General features: G+C 38.6%; 17 protein-coding genes. 5 read left to right on the top strand and 12 right to left on the bottom strand.

What is annotated here, in order from left to right; genetic code table 11:
• Nucleotides 1-81: 81 nt before the first annotated feature.
• The 4 genes from AAEY57_RS11025 to AAEY57_RS11010 all read right to left on the bottom strand — a co-directional run bounded on the left by AAEY57_RS11025 (nucleotide 82) and on the right by AAEY57_RS11010 (nucleotide 3,316).
• Nucleotides 82-441, bottom strand: coding sequence for a hypothetical protein (locus tag AAEY57_RS11025; RefSeq protein ID WP_350607862.1), 360 nt, complete (start codon nucleotides 439-441; stop codon nucleotides 82-84).
• Nucleotides 442-826: 385 nt separating this feature from the next.
• Nucleotides 827-1,114 carry a putative quinol monooxygenase gene (locus AAEY57_RS11020; protein ID WP_008115286.1) on the bottom strand — a complete coding sequence of 96 codons (288 nt, stop codon included), beginning with the start codon at nucleotides 1,112-1,114 and terminating at the stop codon, nucleotides 827-829.
• Between the two features lie 66 nt (nucleotides 1,115-1,180).
• Entirely contained in the window at nucleotides 1,181-1,996 is an 816-nt protein-coding gene (gene dkgB, locus AAEY57_RS11015; RefSeq protein ID WP_013463211.1) for a 2,5-didehydrogluconate reductase DkgB, read from the bottom strand.
• Nucleotides 1,997-2,143: 147 nt separating this feature from the next.
• A complete protein-coding gene (locus AAEY57_RS11010; protein WP_171048695.1) occupies nucleotides 2,144-3,316 on the bottom strand; it encodes an MFS transporter in 1,173 nt (390 codons plus the stop codon).
• Between the two features lie 115 nt (nucleotides 3,317-3,431).
• Here AAEY57_RS11010 and AAEY57_RS11005 point away from each other — a divergent pair, with 115 nt between their 5' ends.
• Nucleotides 3,432-4,319, top strand: a complete 888-nt coding sequence (locus AAEY57_RS11005) for a LysR family transcriptional regulator (protein ID WP_036955030.1) — start codon at nucleotides 3,432-3,434, stop codon at nucleotides 4,317-4,319.
• Between the two features lie 112 nt (nucleotides 4,320-4,431).
• Complete coding sequence (locus AAEY57_RS11000) at nucleotides 4,432-5,472, top strand: metal-dependent hydrolase (RefSeq protein WP_008115296.1); 1,041 nt, start codon at nucleotides 4,432-4,434, stop codon at nucleotides 5,470-5,472.
• A gap of 68 nt (nucleotides 5,473-5,540) precedes the next feature.
• Here AAEY57_RS11000 and AAEY57_RS10995 read toward each other — a convergent pair whose 3' ends face one another.
• From AAEY57_RS10995 to AAEY57_RS10985, 3 genes are all read right to left on the bottom strand, one after another.
• A complete protein-coding gene (locus AAEY57_RS10995; RefSeq protein ID WP_036954889.1) occupies nucleotides 5,541-6,452 on the bottom strand; it encodes a sensor domain-containing diguanylate cyclase in 912 nt (303 codons plus the stop codon).
• A 4-nt stretch (nucleotides 6,453-6,456) separates the two neighbouring features.
• Nucleotides 6,457-7,263: an alpha/beta fold hydrolase gene (locus AAEY57_RS10990; protein ID WP_036954892.1), complete on the bottom strand. Its 807-nt coding sequence runs from the start codon at nucleotides 7,261-7,263 to the stop codon at nucleotides 6,457-6,459.
• A 277-nt stretch (nucleotides 7,264-7,540) separates the two neighbouring features.
• On the bottom strand, nucleotides 7,541-7,810 hold the full coding sequence (locus AAEY57_RS10985; protein WP_013463206.1) for a hypothetical protein: 270 nt from the start codon (nucleotides 7,808-7,810) through the stop codon (nucleotides 7,541-7,543).
• A 232-nt stretch (nucleotides 7,811-8,042) separates the two neighbouring features.
• Between AAEY57_RS10985 and AAEY57_RS10980 the strand changes: the two genes are divergently transcribed.
• Both AAEY57_RS10980 and ykgO read left to right on the top strand, forming a co-directional pair.
• Nucleotides 8,043-8,309: a type B 50S ribosomal protein L31 gene (locus AAEY57_RS10980; RefSeq protein ID WP_036954895.1), complete on the top strand. Its 267-nt coding sequence runs from the start codon at nucleotides 8,043-8,045 to the stop codon at nucleotides 8,307-8,309.
• Entirely contained in the window at nucleotides 8,306-8,440 is a 135-nt protein-coding gene (gene ykgO, locus AAEY57_RS10975; RefSeq protein WP_036954899.1) for a type B 50S ribosomal protein L36, read from the top strand. Before AAEY57_RS10980 ends, ykgO begins: the two co-directional genes overlap by 4 nt.
• A gap of 54 nt (nucleotides 8,441-8,494) precedes the next feature.
• Here the strand turns inward: ykgO and AAEY57_RS10970 are convergent, their stop codons facing one another.
• A complete protein-coding gene (locus tag AAEY57_RS10970; protein ID WP_036954901.1) occupies nucleotides 8,495-8,881 on the bottom strand; it encodes an OsmC family protein in 387 nt (128 codons plus the stop codon).
• 9 nt (nucleotides 8,882-8,890) lie between these two features.
• Nucleotides 8,891-9,280, bottom strand: coding sequence for a cytochrome b562 (locus tag AAEY57_RS10965; protein WP_036954903.1), 390 nt, complete (start codon nucleotides 9,278-9,280; stop codon nucleotides 8,891-8,893).
• A 136-nt stretch (nucleotides 9,281-9,416) separates the two neighbouring features.
• Here AAEY57_RS10965 and AAEY57_RS10960 point away from each other — a divergent pair, with 136 nt between their 5' ends.
• Nucleotides 9,417-10,496: an ABC transporter substrate-binding protein gene (locus AAEY57_RS10960; RefSeq protein WP_138765047.1), complete on the top strand. Its 1,080-nt coding sequence runs from the start codon at nucleotides 9,417-9,419 to the stop codon at nucleotides 10,494-10,496.
• A gap of 52 nt (nucleotides 10,497-10,548) precedes the next feature.
• Here AAEY57_RS10960 and AAEY57_RS10955 read toward each other — a convergent pair whose 3' ends face one another.
• Genes AAEY57_RS10955 through AAEY57_RS10945 form a run of 3 tightly spaced genes read right to left on the bottom strand, consistent with a single transcriptional unit; the run spans nucleotide 10,549 to nucleotide 15,300 of the window.
• Nucleotides 10,549-12,327, bottom strand: a complete 1,779-nt coding sequence (locus AAEY57_RS10955) for a sugar phosphorylase (protein WP_138765048.1) — start codon at nucleotides 12,325-12,327, stop codon at nucleotides 10,549-10,551.
• A 20-nt stretch (nucleotides 12,328-12,347) separates the two neighbouring features.
• A complete protein-coding gene (locus AAEY57_RS10950) occupies nucleotides 12,348-13,568 on the bottom strand; it encodes a glycosyltransferase family protein (protein ID WP_028834751.1) in 1,221 nt (406 codons plus the stop codon).
• A complete protein-coding gene (locus AAEY57_RS10945; RefSeq protein WP_138765049.1) occupies nucleotides 13,561-15,300 on the bottom strand; it encodes an HAD-IIB family hydrolase in 1,740 nt (579 codons plus the stop codon). The genes AAEY57_RS10950 and AAEY57_RS10945 overlap by 8 nt, the downstream gene beginning before the upstream one ends.
• Nucleotides 15,301-15,437 lie beyond the last annotated feature (137 nt).

Raw genomic sequence — 15,437 nt, 5'->3', positions numbered from 1 at the left:
CGTTTTAATTTCGTCATTTTTTCACCCAAATTTGTATGCTTATTAGCATAACATTTCTTTCTTAATGGGTGGCCAAATTAACTATGCCACTACATAGCGGTGAATTAAAGCTTCAAAACCATAATTTATATTAGACATATTCCAATGAAGCCAGAAAGCACCATCATTGTCGGAAAGAAATGCAAAGAACTGAGCTAACATCTCTTTTTCTAGGTCATCATAATGATCGTGAATGTTTTCGCGTGGTATCTTATTTACTTCTGCGATTAAATGAATCGAAAAGCTGTGCATTGTTGAGCTACCAACATGAAGAACTGCAATCGAAGTTATCCTAGGTGAGTAGTTTTCATTATTATCATTTAAATTCTGACACGAATAATGAACTATAAATAAACTTTGTTCATTCTCATGCAACTTTTTCAAAGTTTCCTTGGTACTCAATTAATACTCCATATTTTGATTGCAACCTAACCATTCTTTCTAAGACATCTGTCGTTATAAAAGCCGTCAAATATCGATATCTCTTCGTATTTATATTAACCATCAAAAAATATTTGTAAACAGTTAGTTATATCCGAATCTTTTTATTACAGTAAAAAGTTACACCAAAAAGGGTGTGTTTAGTAATATCAGACTAACCATCATTACCTATACAAACATTAATTTCTTATTAAAGGTGGCTATTATGAAATCGTTTTTATTATGAAACCGCATGGGTTGAAAAGAGCAGCTGAAAAGGATGATATTTTAAAAGGACATTTGGAAGTGATATTTAAAAAATGGAGCTGTAAGTTACAGCTCCTACTTGGGCATTAGCTTTGTGCTGCTAACCAATGGTTTTGTACACATCAATATCGGTAGAGGTAATAAATGCACCTACAGCATCACCAAAGGCCTTGAAGTGTGGCGCGTTTTTATGGGCTTCGAAATGCTCATTAGACGCCCATTGCTCACTCACTAAATAGATAGTTTGCGCAGCATCGTTTTTAATTGATAGCTCGTAACGCAGGCAGCCTACTTCTTGGCGCGAAGACTGTTGTAAGTTTTCGAGCTCGGTTAATAGACGCTCTGCATCGCTATTTTCACTCGATAGTGTAGCAATTACCGTTAACATGGGTGTTCCTTGTTTCAAAAATAAAGGTGCAGCTCAACTGCACCTGTTTTAGTTCTGGCTTTTTGGTTATTGATCCCACTGTGGTGCAAAGTCAGGCGTTGCTTGGCGGTCGTTGCAATCAAGGCCATCAATTCGCGCTATATCTTCATCATCAAGTTTTACCTTGTCGTTAAAGTTATCTTCTAAGTTTTTACGCTTGGTCGATGATGGAATTGTGGTCATGCCGTTCGCATTTTCCCATGCAATAACCACTTGCGCTGGCGTTGCATCGTGTTTATTAGCAATATCTATAATGGTTTGATCGTTTAACACTTTACCAACCACAAACGGCATATAGGCTGTTACATGTATGTCATGTTGAGCACAAAAGGCGCGCAGTTTGGTATTGGTTAAATAGGGATGCACTTCTACTTGGTTAGTAAATATTTCACGCGAGTCTAACGTTTGCATCGCTTCTTTTAAGTTCGCAATAGTGAAGTTTGATACACCTATATGTTTGGTTAACCCTAACTTTTTAGCTTTTAGTAGCTCAGTCAGGTATTCGCTCATAGGCTCATTGTTTGATGGTGCAGGCCAGTGAACTAGCAATAAATCAACCGAGTCAACTTGTAACTTTTCTAATGATTTTTCTACACTTGCGATAAAGTCGTTTTTATTGAGTTTATTGTTCCATACTTTGGTAGTAATAAATAACTCATCTCTGGGGATATTACTGTCTTTAATGGCTTGGCCAACTTGCTCTTCGTTACCATAAATTTGCGCGGTATCAATATGACGAAATCCTACTTCTAACGCCATTTTTACAGATTCATAAGCAGTTTTACCTTCTAAACGAAAAGTACCCATACCTAAGTCTGGCATTTCAATTACACGTTGTGTCATAGCTTTATCCTTATTAAATAATTGGTTTAAAATTCAAACGTCGCGTTTACTAAATACACCGATTACTTTTTGATTTAAAATTTTGACCTCATGAAAATACTGAGGTCATTCATTTTTATTTCAAGACTAACCTACATAAGTTTCGCTTTATTTAGCCTGAACATTTTGTTTATCTAGCCTGCCACTGTACCGGGTGACTATTAAAGCCAGTAATGAAACAACGGCCCCAATCCATGCGGTATCTTTTAGTTCCATATGCTCGACTACAAGCCCCCCTGTAACAGAGCCTAAGGCTATTCCAATATTAAACGCTGCTATGTTTAGGCCCGATGCGACATCTACCGCATTAGGAGTATGCTTTTTTGCCTGTTTTACTACATAAAGCTGCAAACCTGGTACATTACCAAATGCAAATGCCCCCCATATTAAAATAGTCAGCACTGCGGCTACTTTTGATTCCATAGTAAAGGTGAAAGCCAATAAAATAATTGTTAACGCGCTAAATATAATACTCAGTGCGCTAATTGGGCCTCGCTTGTCGGCTAATTTTCCGCCCCATATATTACCAACAGCCACCGACACACCATAAACCAGCATTATTAAACCAATAGCGGATGGTGCAAAGCCAGTTTGCTGCTCTAATATAGGCGCTAAATAAGTAAATGCGGTGAACGTACCGCCGTAGCCTAATATAGTCATTAAATAAACGAGCAATAAGCGCGGCTTAACAATAACCTGTAGCTGCTCTTTAAACGTCGCCGGAATAGACTGCTTTAAATTTTTAGGTACTAATACAGCACTTCCAATTAAAGCGATAATACCAAGTGATGACACCACTAAAAATGTAGCGCGCCAACCAAAGTGCTGCCCTATCCAAGTACCTAATGGCACACCCGTTACTAGCGCTACCGTAAGGCCGGTAAACATAATTGCAATGGCGCTAGCCTCTTTATCTTTACTTACTAAGCTTGTCGCTATCATTGAGCCAATAGAGAAAAATACACCGTGAGCAAGTCCAGTTAAAATGCGTGCTATTATTAACGTTTCGTAGCTAGGGGCTTGCCAAGCTAATAAGTTACCCATAACAAATAAGCCCATAAGACTTATAAGTACCACTTTTCGGTTCCAGCGACCCGTTAATGCAGTGAGAACCGGTGCGCCAATAGCTACACCAACCGCATATAAGCTCACTAGTAAGCCTGCTGATGGTAAGCTCACGCCTAAATCGTTTGCAATAGTTGGCACTAAACCCACTATAACAAACTCTGTTGTTCCAATTGCAAATGCGCTTAAGGTAAGCGCCCATAAAGCCAATGGCATAGTTACATCCTCATTTTTAAAATAGATGTACAGTGTGAGTAAAAATGCCTTTGCAATAAATGGCATAAATGGCAAAATACTTTTGTTTATTTTGCAAATATAAATGAGTGAATTTATGCCTGTTCAAGCTAAAACTGAAGATCTAGAAATGTTTATTACCATTGTTGATTGTGGCAGTTTTTCCGGTGCGGCTAGTTTACTTGATTTAAATGTAGCTAAGGTTTCAAGAGCACTATCTCGTCTTGAAAGCAGGCTAAACTGCACATTACTAAATAGAACAACACGCCGCTTAGAACTTACCGAGGAAGGGCATATATACATAGAATATGCGCGAAAGGCTTTAAACACGCTGCTTTGCGCCGAAGAAACAATTAACCTACTTAAGCAAGCTCCAAAAGGGCATTTGCGTATAGATGCAGCAAGCCCATTTGTTTTACATCAACTAGCACCTCTAGTTAATGAGTTTAAAAAGCAGTACCCACAAATCACCCTCGATATTACCTCACATGACAATATTATTGATTTACTTGAGCGCAAAACAGATTTAGCTATCCGCATTGGTGACTTAAAAGATTCAAACCTTCATGCGCGTAAATTAGGCCAAAGTAAATTGAAATTGGTCGCAAGCGCAGGTTATTTAAATAATGCGCCACCGTTACAGCAGGTTTCAGATCTTAAAAACCATAATCTAATTGGCTTCAGTGAGCCCAACAAACTCAATCAATGGCCTTTTAAACATGAGTTATCACTGCACTTTGATTTAAGAGCTAGCAGCGGCGAAACCATTAGGCATTTATGTATTGCTGATCAAGGTATAGCACTACTCTCACAATTTATGATTGCCGAAGATTTGGCTTCTAAACGATTAGTAGAGGTGTTACCCAAGAGTATAAAAACCCCTAATAACCGAGAGTCTATTTATGGCGTTTATTACAAAAATGGGGCGGTTTCTTCACGTATCGTTGCTTTTTTAGATTTTATACAACCGCGATTGAGTTTATAAATCGCTTTTTAAATCAGTTTAAAATTCACTTAATGAAATAAAATATAATAATGACGGTTTTAAGATCAGTATTAGTATATACATTGAAGTTGCATTATTTAGATGAGGTAGTATGGATTCTTTAACACAAGTTGCGTTAGGTAGCGCTGTAGGGTACGCAGTATTAGGTAACAAAGTGGGCCGCAAAGCGGTGTTATGGGGCGCTATTTTGGGCACTTTACCCGATTTAGATGTGTTTTTACCCTATGGCGGCAGTGTTGAAGCATTTACTTATCACCGTGGCTTTAGCCATTCATTTTTTGTGCACTTGTTAATTAGCCCTTTGATTGTTTGGCTAATTTTAAAAATACACACTGGCATGCAAGCGTATAAAACACGTTGGTTTTGGTTAGTGTTTTTGTGTTTATCAACCCATGCACTATTGGATGCACTTACTGTGTACGGTACGCAATTAATGTGGCCACTTACAGAGCATCCGTTTGCAATTTCAAATATGTTTATTATTGATCCCCTCTACACGTTACCGCTATTAGTAGGGGTTATAGGCACTTTAATACCAAAAATAACCGCCCCAACCGCCTACAAAATTAACGCAATTACGCTCACAGTAAGTACTCTCTATTTATGTTGTTCGCTTATTCTTAAAGTTGTTATTGACGATAAAGTCAACACTGCGCTGCAAAACAGAGACATTACTGTCAATGAATACATTAGCACTCCAGCACCGTTTACTACTTTACTTTGGCGGGTGGTTGTGATGTCGGATGGGAAATATTATGAAGGCTATGCATCGGTGTTTGATACACCCAACGAGGTTACCTTAAATGCATACCAAACAACCCCTTCTTTACTAAACGAGATTAAAAATGAATGGGGTGTTAAACGCTTGCAGTGGTTTACAAAAGGGTTTTATTCCGTTCGCGAGCAGCAAGACAAAGTTATTCTCTCTGATTTACGCATGGGCATGGAGTGTGCTTATGTGTTTAATTTTGTTGTCGGTCAGAAAGATGGCTCAGCAATCAGTGTCGGTAATTTTGAAAAAATAAGTCAAAGACCCAACTTAAACAACCTACCTAAAATATGGGATAGAATTTGGCACCCCGATACCGTATTGGCATCGCCATTAGCAAAAAATAATTGTGTAGAGCAATAATACCAACTATAACTGCCATCTTTTGAGTAAACTCAACTCAATACCTTGTTGAGTTTACCTCTATTTAGTTAGGGGTTATCGTATAATTGGGTTCTGTTTTTTCCGCGCTCTTTGGCTTCATATACCGCATTATCGGCTTGGGCAAATAAATCAGTAAACGTCGTTTTCGCAGTACTCAAACTTGCCCCAATACTGGCGGTTACTGGGCGATTACCTACTTTAATTTCAGCAATTAATAAATGCAACCTTTGGCAAAATGACAAAGTATCTGCTTTATTTGTATCTGGCATCATAATTAAAAACTCTTCACCGCCGTAACGAGAAATAAGGTCGGTTTGTCGACCAAAATGTTTAAGACGTTGCCCCAACTCTTTTAAAACTCGATCCCCTTCTAAATGCCCAAAGGTATCATTAACGACTTTAAAATTATCAATATCGATAATTAATAATGCAACCGACTGCTTTGATCGCATAGCCTGTTCGAGTAACAGCACGCTGCGGCAATTCATCTCTCTTCTATTTAATAAATTGGTTAACTCATCAGTAGACGCTAAAGATTGTAAGCGTTCAGTTTGCGATTCTAACTTTTCCCGTGTTTTAATCAGCTCGTCGTAAAGCTTATCTCGCTGAGTCGCGTTAAAAAAGCTCCAGTATATATAGCTCTTTTCATCAAGCTGAGCATTAACGGTAACGGCCATACGCTCGCCTTGGGCGCTGAGCATAATTAACTGCATTTCTTGACACGCTTTTTCATGCAGTAAGGTAGGAAGCACATAACTTTGTAAAAATATTTTTGATGATTTAGCTATAATTTTATCAACTGACTTGCCAATAAGCTCATTACAATTCCACTGTAATTCCTTTTGAAAATAAGTATTTGCATAAACAATAATGTTATCTGCATTTGTCACTAATGCACCATTTAAAAAGTGATCTGCGGAATAATCAGCAAGCTTTTTATCTACTTTATCAAGTGACATGTGGCTAACTCACAAAATCAAAAATTAAACGGCTGACTGTTTCTGGGTGCGTCATATGAATACAGTGGCCATGCGCACTAATAACCTTAAGTGTTGCATTTGAAATTTCATTCGCTACAAACTCCCCAACAGAAGGCGCGGCTAAAGCATCATTTTCACTTTGTAAAATTAAAGTAGGCTGTTTTATATGTTCAAGTATAAAACGGTAGTCAGATAAAAACGTGGCTTCTGCAAAGGTTTTTGCAATAAGGGGATCGGTTGAGCAAAAACTTCCCGATAGTTCCGCTATAAATTCATCTGGATGAGAGTTGCCCATTACTAGAGGCGCTAAATAATTTGCCCAACCAATGTAATTTTTATCCATTAGGTTTAGTAATTCGTGAAGGTCTTGTTTTTCAAATCCACCAAAATAATCAGGGGGTAAATTTAAAAAGCACGGTGAGGGGCACACCATAACCAGCTTAGAAAATAGCTCTGGTTGCTCAATGGCAGCAAGTGCGCCAATGGTGCCACTAACCGAGTGGCCTATAAATGTAATATCGGTAAGTTCAAGTGCGGCACATATTTCTAGTACGTCTTTGGCATATCCATCAAGGGTTGAGTAGCGCTGTTTATTATATTTAGACACATCAGAGTTACCTGAGCCTACATAATCAAACAGCACTAAAGTAAAATGTTGTTCAAGGGCAGGAGTAACAAACCGCCACATATTTTGGTCACAACCAAATCCGTGAGCCAACACCAAGGTTCTATCACCCTTGCCAATTATTTTGACGTTGTTTCTTTTGCGTATTTCATTTAAGTGCGGCATTAGAATGATCCTTTTCTTTGTTCACCCAATAAAAGTAGTATATTTATTAAACATAGTGAGGGCTACTGTTTATATAAATAAGTTTAACTCATTGCAAAGCTTTATACATCAATTAGTTAGTTTAAAAATAATCAAGGGGCAAAGTACATACTATTGTATTGAATAAGTGTAATTAATTATTTCGCTTATATATAAAAACAATGCCTTTTTAACATTAAATTACAATCGTATAGCCAGTGTTAGCATAATGACTAATTAATATGCCTAATACAAACAGTTAGTTTTGGTGCTCATACTGTCCGCGATATACTTCAAATACTTTTAGCACGGTGTGTTGTTCTTTTGAAAGAGAGTCAAACCAGTCATCAAATAACTCATCATCTTCTTGTTCGCTTAATGCTAAATAATGAGCAAGCAATTCAATGATATCGTTATGAGAACATGCGAGTGAGTCAACTTGTTTTGCCAATACACTATGATCGCGCTCCCTAAGAGTGTCCATAACTCCTTGGTCGATTTGGTCCTGTTTTGTTTGAGCGTCACTCATAAACTACCTCTATTCTACGTGTTTAAATTTTTATTATTTTTTTTGCCGAAACTAGTTATAGCAGCCTAAATACTAATAGCCAGTACTTTTGATCTAAGTGCTTATTTTTTGACTACTTTGTGCAAATACACAGCAATTACACTGCGTTTAAGGCTATTTAAAATGATTTGCAAAGGGAAAATAAATACGTTAAATTAAATGATATACTATCACATAACATTAAGGACGTTTAATGAAACCCAATATTCACCCTGATTACCATATGGTTGCTTTTCATGATACTGCAGCCGATTCATATTTCATTATAGGTTCAACCATCAAAACCGACCGCACTATCGAAATAGACGGTAATACATATCCCTATGTGCCTATTGATGTCTCAAGTGACTCACATCCATTTTATACAGGCAAACAAAAAACGCTCGCATCCGATGGTCGCGTTGCGCAATTTAATCGTCGTTTTAAAAACTTATCTTCGGCTAAAAAGGAAAGCAAATGAAAGTATTAAGTTCATTAAAAAGTGCAAAACAACGACCTGGTTGTCAAATTGTAAAACGTAAAGGGCGCGTGTTCGTGATATGTAAAGATAACCCAAGATTTAAGGCCGTACAGGGTATGAATAAAAAATAGTGGGATAAAATAATAATGCCGAGTTTATTACTCGGCATTATTATTAAAGGGTATTTACTTTACTTCAACATAAAACTCAGGCTCTGCCTGAATAACCTTTTTCACGGTACATGTATTTACAGCAGCAATAAGTGCTTTTTTATATTTATCGGGGAAACCTTCAGGCAACCCAATTTCAATAGAAAAACGTTTTTTACCGTTTTCATCTACATTCTCGTTATTTTGTGTCAGCGTCATGCCGTCGGTTGAGATCTCTCTTTGCTGACAAAATTTACGCGCATAAAAACCAGCGCACAAAACCATGCTAACCAAAAAATAGTCAAATGGTTCTGGATGTTCTGCATCACCACCAGCGTTTATGCTTTGGTCGCTTATAACTTCATGCTCACCAAACTTAGCACTTAATTTTTGACCATCTAACATTGAAACCGAAATTTCCATTACTAATCCTTATTTTCCAAACAATAATTCAAAAAAGCCTGGAGGCTCATGTAATTCGTGATATTTTTTGCGCAAATTATCAATCGCCTTAAGTGGTTTTTTTGCCGACTCAAGTCCCTGCTCGTTCGCTACTTTTTTGGCTAACTGGGCTTGAATCAGCACCTTATCTAACCCTTGCACCGACTTCTCAGCTTCTTTATAAAACTTGGCTTGCTTACTTTGCTCTATCAATTTAATAAATTCATCGATAGCGCCATTAAATTCTTGCAGCTGGGTTGCTTCAACACTTTGTTTATAAGCAAGCCCAATATTTTTCATGGTCTTTTCTAAGTCGCTTACGTCATTAGCGGCAACTGTTTGACTAAAGAGTAATACTATTAACAATAAAACTGCTTTCATTCATAAATCCTAAAAAAATTAATTGCTGCATACATGCTAAACTTACTAGGGTATTATATAGCATAACGCTTAGATGTCACCACGGAGCTAGTTAGCAAGGTAAAAATCGAGCTTTATAAAATATATAGAGAAACATATGCCTTTGTTTAAATTACACCGCCTGATAACTTTTTCCTGCCTGCTATTCAGTAGTTACAGTATTAATGCCTTAGAGATCATATTCATCAATCCTGGCTTTTCAAATTCAACTGAAGCTAATAGCAATAAAACCGGTGATTTTTGGTTTCATGTTTCTAAAATTATGCAAAATGCTGCCACAGATTTAGATGTGACATTAACTATAAAATACGCCAATCGAAATCATATTTTAATGAAAGAGCTGATCCAGCAGGCCATTAACGATAAGCCTGATTACCTGTTATTGGTAAACGAAAAAAATGTCACCAGCCAATACCTATCTAAAATAGACAGTAACAAGGTTCCCATTTATTTTTTATTAAATCGTCCTTCCCCTGCGTCTCTCGAGCAATTGCAAAAAAATGGCGTCAATGTGGTCGGTAGTATTACCCCAAATAATCGTGTTGCAGGTAAATCATTGATGCAGCAGCTTTATAAAAAGTTTACCAATAAAACAAAAACGCCAGCTCATACATTAGCTTTACTAGGGGACTACACAACCCCTGCTTCCACTTTACGTACCCAAGGGTTAATGGATTTTTTAGTGCAAACACCCAAAGTAACCTTAACTGCTAAAGAGGTTGCAAATTGGTCTGAGCAAGAAGGCTATATAAAAACCATGGCCTATATGCAACTTGCGCCTGAAATTAACATTATTTGGTGCGCTAATGATGCCATTGCCTTTGGAGCTAAAAGAGCATTAACGCAACTAAACAAACAATCGCAGGTTATTGTGGGTGGGATTAACTGGGATTCTGCGCCTAATAACGCATACACGCTTGATATATCGATAGGGGGTCATGTTTTATTAGGGGCTCATGCAATTATAAACTTATTTGATAACCATACTGATTTAAAGCATTGGCCACTTTTTCACAGCACTAATGATATTTTTCAGCCACTCAACGATACAAATAAGCCTTTATATAATGCAATTAATGCGAATAACCTAGCCGAAATAGACTTTTCGCAGTTTAGTAAAACACGCCCTGACAAAGTTGAATTTACTATAGAAAACTTACTACTCGCGCTTGAGTAATGTAACTGTAAAGCCCCTTTACAGTTACATTGATTACTTTAAACGTCGTTATTTATGCTCTATTAGATAACCAGAGTGTTTGATACGGTGCTAATTGCATAGTTTTAAGCTCCTCATCCAGCACTGTTTTAGAGAGCAGCTCATACCATTGCTGTGTATTTATTAAGTTCAAATCGGCCAAGGTTAAGCTTTGTGGCTGACTGCTGATATTATAAATACAAAAAATACTTTGCTGGCGGTCAATGCTTTGTCGCCAAAAACCAAATAACCCCTCTCCTAAATGCAAAGTGAACTGTGTTGCATTAGGATGAAATGCCGTTTGCCTTTTACGCACTGCTAATAACTGTTTTACTCCATTGAATACTTGATGATGATGACTATATTTTTCTGCAATTGCTGCTAATAATTTAGATTCTTGCCAGCGATGACGGTTAATGGCGCGATTGTGCTGCGAATTATCAAAGCGTTCATAGTCATTAGTGGTGCCAAGTAAACTATGTATATACAGCCCTGGGATCCCCTCCATTGCAATCATAATGGCGTGAGCACATAAAAAGCGCTCAAGGCCAAATTTATCCGCGCCATTATGCGTTCCTTGTAAGGCATCAAACAAGGCAATATTAAGCTCATACGGGGTATGTGTGCCATCGTGACTAGTACGCATTGAAACGCGTCCACCAAACTGCATGGTGGTACTGACTAATGAAGCAACCTCACTGGGTTGCAGCAAGCCTTCAATTGGCCTTAAACCAATGCCATCGTGAGAAGCAATAAAATTAAAATACGCAGTGCCGTTTTGTGCAGGCGGCATACTCATCATCCAATGCTTAAGCGCCGTACTATCGCCACTAAGTAAGGTATGCAACAACAACGGCGGCAAGGCAAAGTTGTAAATTGCATGGGCTTCGTTGGCATTACCAAAGTAAGACAAGTTCTCCTGATTGGGAATATTAGTCTCGGTGATGATCACCACGCTTGGCTCGGCATGCTCAATCAGCGTTCGTAATAAACGCACTACTTCGTGGGTTTGTGGTAAGTTTATACAACTGGTATTGAGTTGTTTCCATAAAAAGGCCACAGCATCAAGGCGAAATAACCGAATACCGTTGTCTAAATAATGACGAATAATGCCGACAAACTCTTTTAACACCTCGGGGTTTTCAAAATCAAAATCCACTTGATCATGACTAAATGTGCACCATACATGTTTTTCACCACTGGTTGTTGTTACCGTATTTAATAGTGGCGACGTACGAGGACGAACAACTTGGCTTAAATCGTCAGTTAAACAGGCTGTTTTAAAGTAATCTTTTCCGGGGTGTGTGTCGGTTAAAAAGTTTTCAAACCAAATACTTCGACTAGAGCAATGATTAATGACTAAATCCGCCATCAGTTTTACATCTTTTGCAATCGCGTTAATGTCTTGCCAGTCGCCCAGCGCTTCATTAACGTGTGCATAGTTCATTACCGCAAACCCTTCATCTGAGCTATACGGATAAAAGGGTAAAATGTGCAGTGCATTAAGCTGATGATCGCACTGCTCTTTTATAAAGCGATGCAAGGTTTTTAAAGGCGCCTCTAAAGGGGTACCTACGGCTAAATCACTGTCTTCATGGTTTATTATCGAATCGCCATAGGCTATTAGCACAACATCTTGTTCATCCCAGCGGTTAGTGTGTGGCGTGGGATCGCGAAGTGGGTTATCACCTAAAATTAAGGTGATCAATTCTTCAGTCAATTCGCTTATTGCTATCGGTAATTCAACATCTTGATAAATAGCATGTAAATGTTGTTCAACTCGTTGAAAAAACTGTTCTTTAACTATACTCACAGGCGCCTCGTTTAATGATGTTAACTGTATTGCTCGTTATCTAGCTCAACGGCTTCTTTTAAACGCTCAAGTACGTCTGGCATTGCCGAGGCCACACGATTCCAACTCGGCACAAAGGGTGCTTCCATTGGGTTTTCTAAAAAGTGCTGACCGGCATTCATGATATTTTGCGCAAACATTTCAACGGCTTTTTCTTCTTGGTGAATATCAAGGGTTAAACCGTTCATTAGTGCATCATTATGATAGGTTTCAATAAAATCTAAACCAATACGGTAATATGTGGCTTTTAATGAGCGAATAGTTTCGCTGGTAAAGGTAACCCCTTGCGTTGCTAACTTTCTAAATAGTGCTTTGGTGATATCAATCGACATTTTAGAAAGGCCAGCGGTTTGGTCGTCGAGCGATAACGCCTGATGTTTATGATCGTAGTTATCCGCAATATCGACTTGGCATAATCGGTTATGAGAATAATTACGATACATTTCACTTAATACGCCAATTTCTAACCCCCAGTCACTAGGAATACGAATATCGTTTAATACGTCTCGTCTAAACGAAAATTCACCGGCTAATGGGTAGCGAAACGAGTCCATGTACTCAAGGTAATCACGGCTGCCTAAAATGGTTTTAAACGAGCGCAATAACGGAGTAACCAATAACCGAGAGACACGGCCATTAATTTTTCCATTGGCGGTACGCGGGTAAAAGCCTTTACAAAACTCATAGTTAAATCGAGGGTGTGCCACAGGGTATATTAACCGCGCTAATAAGCCTCGGTCATAAGTTAAAATATCACAGTCATGCAAGGCGATTGATTCAACCTCAGCGGTGGCTAATTTATACCCCATGCAATACCACACATTACGCCCTTTACCGAGCTCGCGTGGCGCCACACCTAAGGCTTGAAGCTCTTTGTCGAGCGCTTGTAAGCGTGGCCCGTCGTTCCAAAGTACTTTGTGGTTTTGATCAAGCGCTTTAAAAAAGTTTAGTGCATAACGATATTGGCTTTCGTCGGCTCTGTCTAAGCCTATGGTAATTTGTGATAAATAAGGTACTTTTTGCAGCTCTTTAACAATATTTTGTAGCGCGGGGCCTTCTAACTCACTAAATAATGAGGGCAAAATAAGCCCCATGGGTCGCTGCTTACTAAAACTCAGCAACTCTTTTTCTAAATCGTCTACGGGTCTGTTGGCAATATTATGTAACGTTGTAATGATGCCATTTTGATAAAAATCAGCCATGTAAACTATACTCCTCAAAATTGGGTAAAATGCTGTTAATACAAGGTAATGCAGTGATTTCTTCTACCCAGCCTAACGGCGCTGGCAACTGAGAATAACGCGCTTTGTTATGGGTTAATTTAACCGGCTTTTTGCTCTCTGGATTGGCAATAATAATGGCAATATCTGCCTCTTCGAGCATTTGCTTATCGTTATCACTATCCCCAAGCGCAATAATGCTTAGCGGCTTAGTAAACTGCGCAGTAAACTGTTTCACTAGCCATTGCTGCGCCATGCTTTTATCGGTATTTTTACCAATGTGAATAAAGCGCCCGCCTACTTTAACGTCGTAGCCGTACACTGTTATTGCGTTTATAAATTCGTTGAGTTTGTGCTCTTCGCCATGCCAGCAGAGCGGATCTGAATATTGACGATTCTGTGCTTGCGCCGCCTGTATCTCGTTTAACCCTGTGATGTGCATTACCTGCTCACACGATAACTCACTGAATAAACTATATTGGTCGCTGTAGTCTTTTTTTAAATGTGTTAAATCAGCCCATAAATTGCTAATGGGTGCCGCAAATGAATAACACCAATAGCCTTGGTATTCGCTGCAGCCAATGGGTCTGAGGGTAAAGTAATTTTCAGGAATATAGACAGCCGAACCATTTTCAACAATAAAAGGCTGTTTAATATTAAGCGCTTGTTGCAGTACCACCACTTCACTAAACGTTTTACTGGTGTTAAATACCACCGGCACACCGCTGTATTGCAGCTCTTGTAATAAAGTGTCGACCGCTTCGGTATTGTAGTCTCTATGATTTAGTAACGTACCATCTAAATCGGTAAAAATAATGGGCTGACCAATATTGTCGCTAGTTAGCTGCATTGCGACTACATCACGGTGACTATCAAGCTCTATTAATGCATTCGCTTTGGCACTGAGGGTACTTAAATTTTCTCGGGTAATACGCTCAAAGTGAGAAATAAACCAAAGCAGCTGCTCGTCGGTCATGGTACCTGCGCCTTGTCCTTGTTTTGCGATTAGCTTGTGCTCTTGCTCTTGTCGCCATGCAAATACATCGTCAAAACTCGGCGCTTTAAGCATAATTGTGTAGTCAATTTTATTAAATACGGTTTTATACTCATTGGCTAAACAGCTATTAATACAGCGGCGCCATAGTCCTTGCTGATCGTATGATTTTTCTAGCTCATTAATAGGCTCAATTAAGGTAAAAGGCTGCTGTGGCTCACTGGCTACACACCACCCTTCTAAAATAACAATATCGACTGGCTGGCTATTGGTTAACCATTTATTTTTTGCTACAGGTTCATCTTGTTGCTTGTCAAAACGTGGCAGCGGTACATTAACCTCTTTATTTAACAAGCGACTAATGGTTTTATCCATAAGGGCAACATCATGTGTGCCTGGAACTCCACGGGTGGCAAATAAACAATGCACATCTTGTGCTAGCTGCTGACGTTTTTGGGTTGATAAATAAAAGTCATCAATAGAGAGTGCGACACAATTTAGGTGGGTGTTTTGCTCAAACCAAGTCACTAAATAGTCACCAAGCGTGGTTTTTCCTGAACCTTGGCAGCCATTAATCGCGACAAATAAAGGGGCTGTTTTTTTACTGGTTAGAATGTCCTGCGCAATAGCAGAAAAATACTGCTCGCTAATATACTGATATTTCAACGGCAGTTGGTGTTTTACTAAAAAAGCATTTATATCCACACTCTTGATCTCCATATAACAATCCCTGAGTCAACTATAGGGTATGACTAAGGAAATGCAGTTACTAGACCAATATTATTTATTGTTATTTTTTAGTAGGTTAAAAAAAAAGCGCATTTAAAATGCGCTTTTTTGGTGCAATATTTTTAGCC

This window comes from Pseudoalteromonas sp. MER144-MNA-CIBAN-0113, assembly GCF_040308965.1.
GTDB lineage: Bacteria > Pseudomonadota > Gammaproteobacteria > Enterobacterales > Alteromonadaceae > Pseudoalteromonas > Pseudoalteromonas tetraodonis.
This window is presented reverse-complemented; position numbering and strand designations above follow the sequence as displayed.

Excerpts from the sequence above, each read along its gene's own strand:
- AAEY57_RS11020 (WP_008115286.1), bottom strand. The coding sequence starts at position 1,114 with ATGTTAACGGTAATTGCTACACTATCGAGTGAAAATAGCGATGCAGAG.
- dkgB (WP_013463211.1), bottom strand. The coding sequence starts at position 1,996 with ATGACACAACGTGTAATTGAAATGCCAGACTTAGGTATGGGTACTTTT.
- AAEY57_RS11010 (WP_171048695.1), bottom strand. The coding sequence starts at position 3,316 with ATGCCATTGGCTTTATGGGCGCTTACCTTAAGCGCATTTGCAATTGGA.
- AAEY57_RS11005 (WP_036955030.1), top strand. The coding sequence starts at position 3,432 with ATGCCTGTTCAAGCTAAAACTGAAGATCTAGAAATGTTTATTACCATT.
- AAEY57_RS11000 (WP_008115296.1), top strand. The coding sequence starts at position 4,432 with ATGGATTCTTTAACACAAGTTGCGTTAGGTAGCGCTGTAGGGTACGCA.
- AAEY57_RS10995 (WP_036954889.1), bottom strand. The coding sequence starts at position 6,452 with ATGTCACTTGATAAAGTAGATAAAAAGCTTGCTGATTATTCCGCAGAT.
- AAEY57_RS10990 (WP_036954892.1), bottom strand. The coding sequence starts at position 7,263 with ATGCCGCACTTAAATGAAATACGCAAAAGAAACAACGTCAAAATAATT.
- AAEY57_RS10985 (WP_013463206.1), bottom strand. The coding sequence starts at position 7,810 with ATGAGTGACGCTCAAACAAAACAGGACCAAATCGACCAAGGAGTTATG.
- AAEY57_RS10980 (WP_036954895.1), top strand. The coding sequence starts at position 8,043 with ATGAAACCCAATATTCACCCTGATTACCATATGGTTGCTTTTCATGAT.
- ykgO (WP_036954899.1), top strand. The coding sequence starts at position 8,306 with ATGAAAGTATTAAGTTCATTAAAAAGTGCAAAACAACGACCTGGTTGT.
- AAEY57_RS10970 (WP_036954901.1), bottom strand. The coding sequence starts at position 8,881 with ATGGAAATTTCGGTTTCAATGTTAGATGGTCAAAAATTAAGTGCTAAG.
- AAEY57_RS10965 (WP_036954903.1), bottom strand. The coding sequence starts at position 9,280 with ATGAAAGCAGTTTTATTGTTAATAGTATTACTCTTTAGTCAAACAGTT.
- AAEY57_RS10960 (WP_138765047.1), top strand. The coding sequence starts at position 9,417 with ATGCCTTTGTTTAAATTACACCGCCTGATAACTTTTTCCTGCCTGCTA.
- AAEY57_RS10950 (WP_028834751.1), bottom strand. The coding sequence starts at position 13,568 with ATGGCTGATTTTTATCAAAATGGCATCATTACAACGTTACATAATATT.
- AAEY57_RS10945 (WP_138765049.1), bottom strand. The coding sequence starts at position 15,300 with ATGGAGATCAAGAGTGTGGATATAAATGCTTTTTTAGTAAAACACCAA.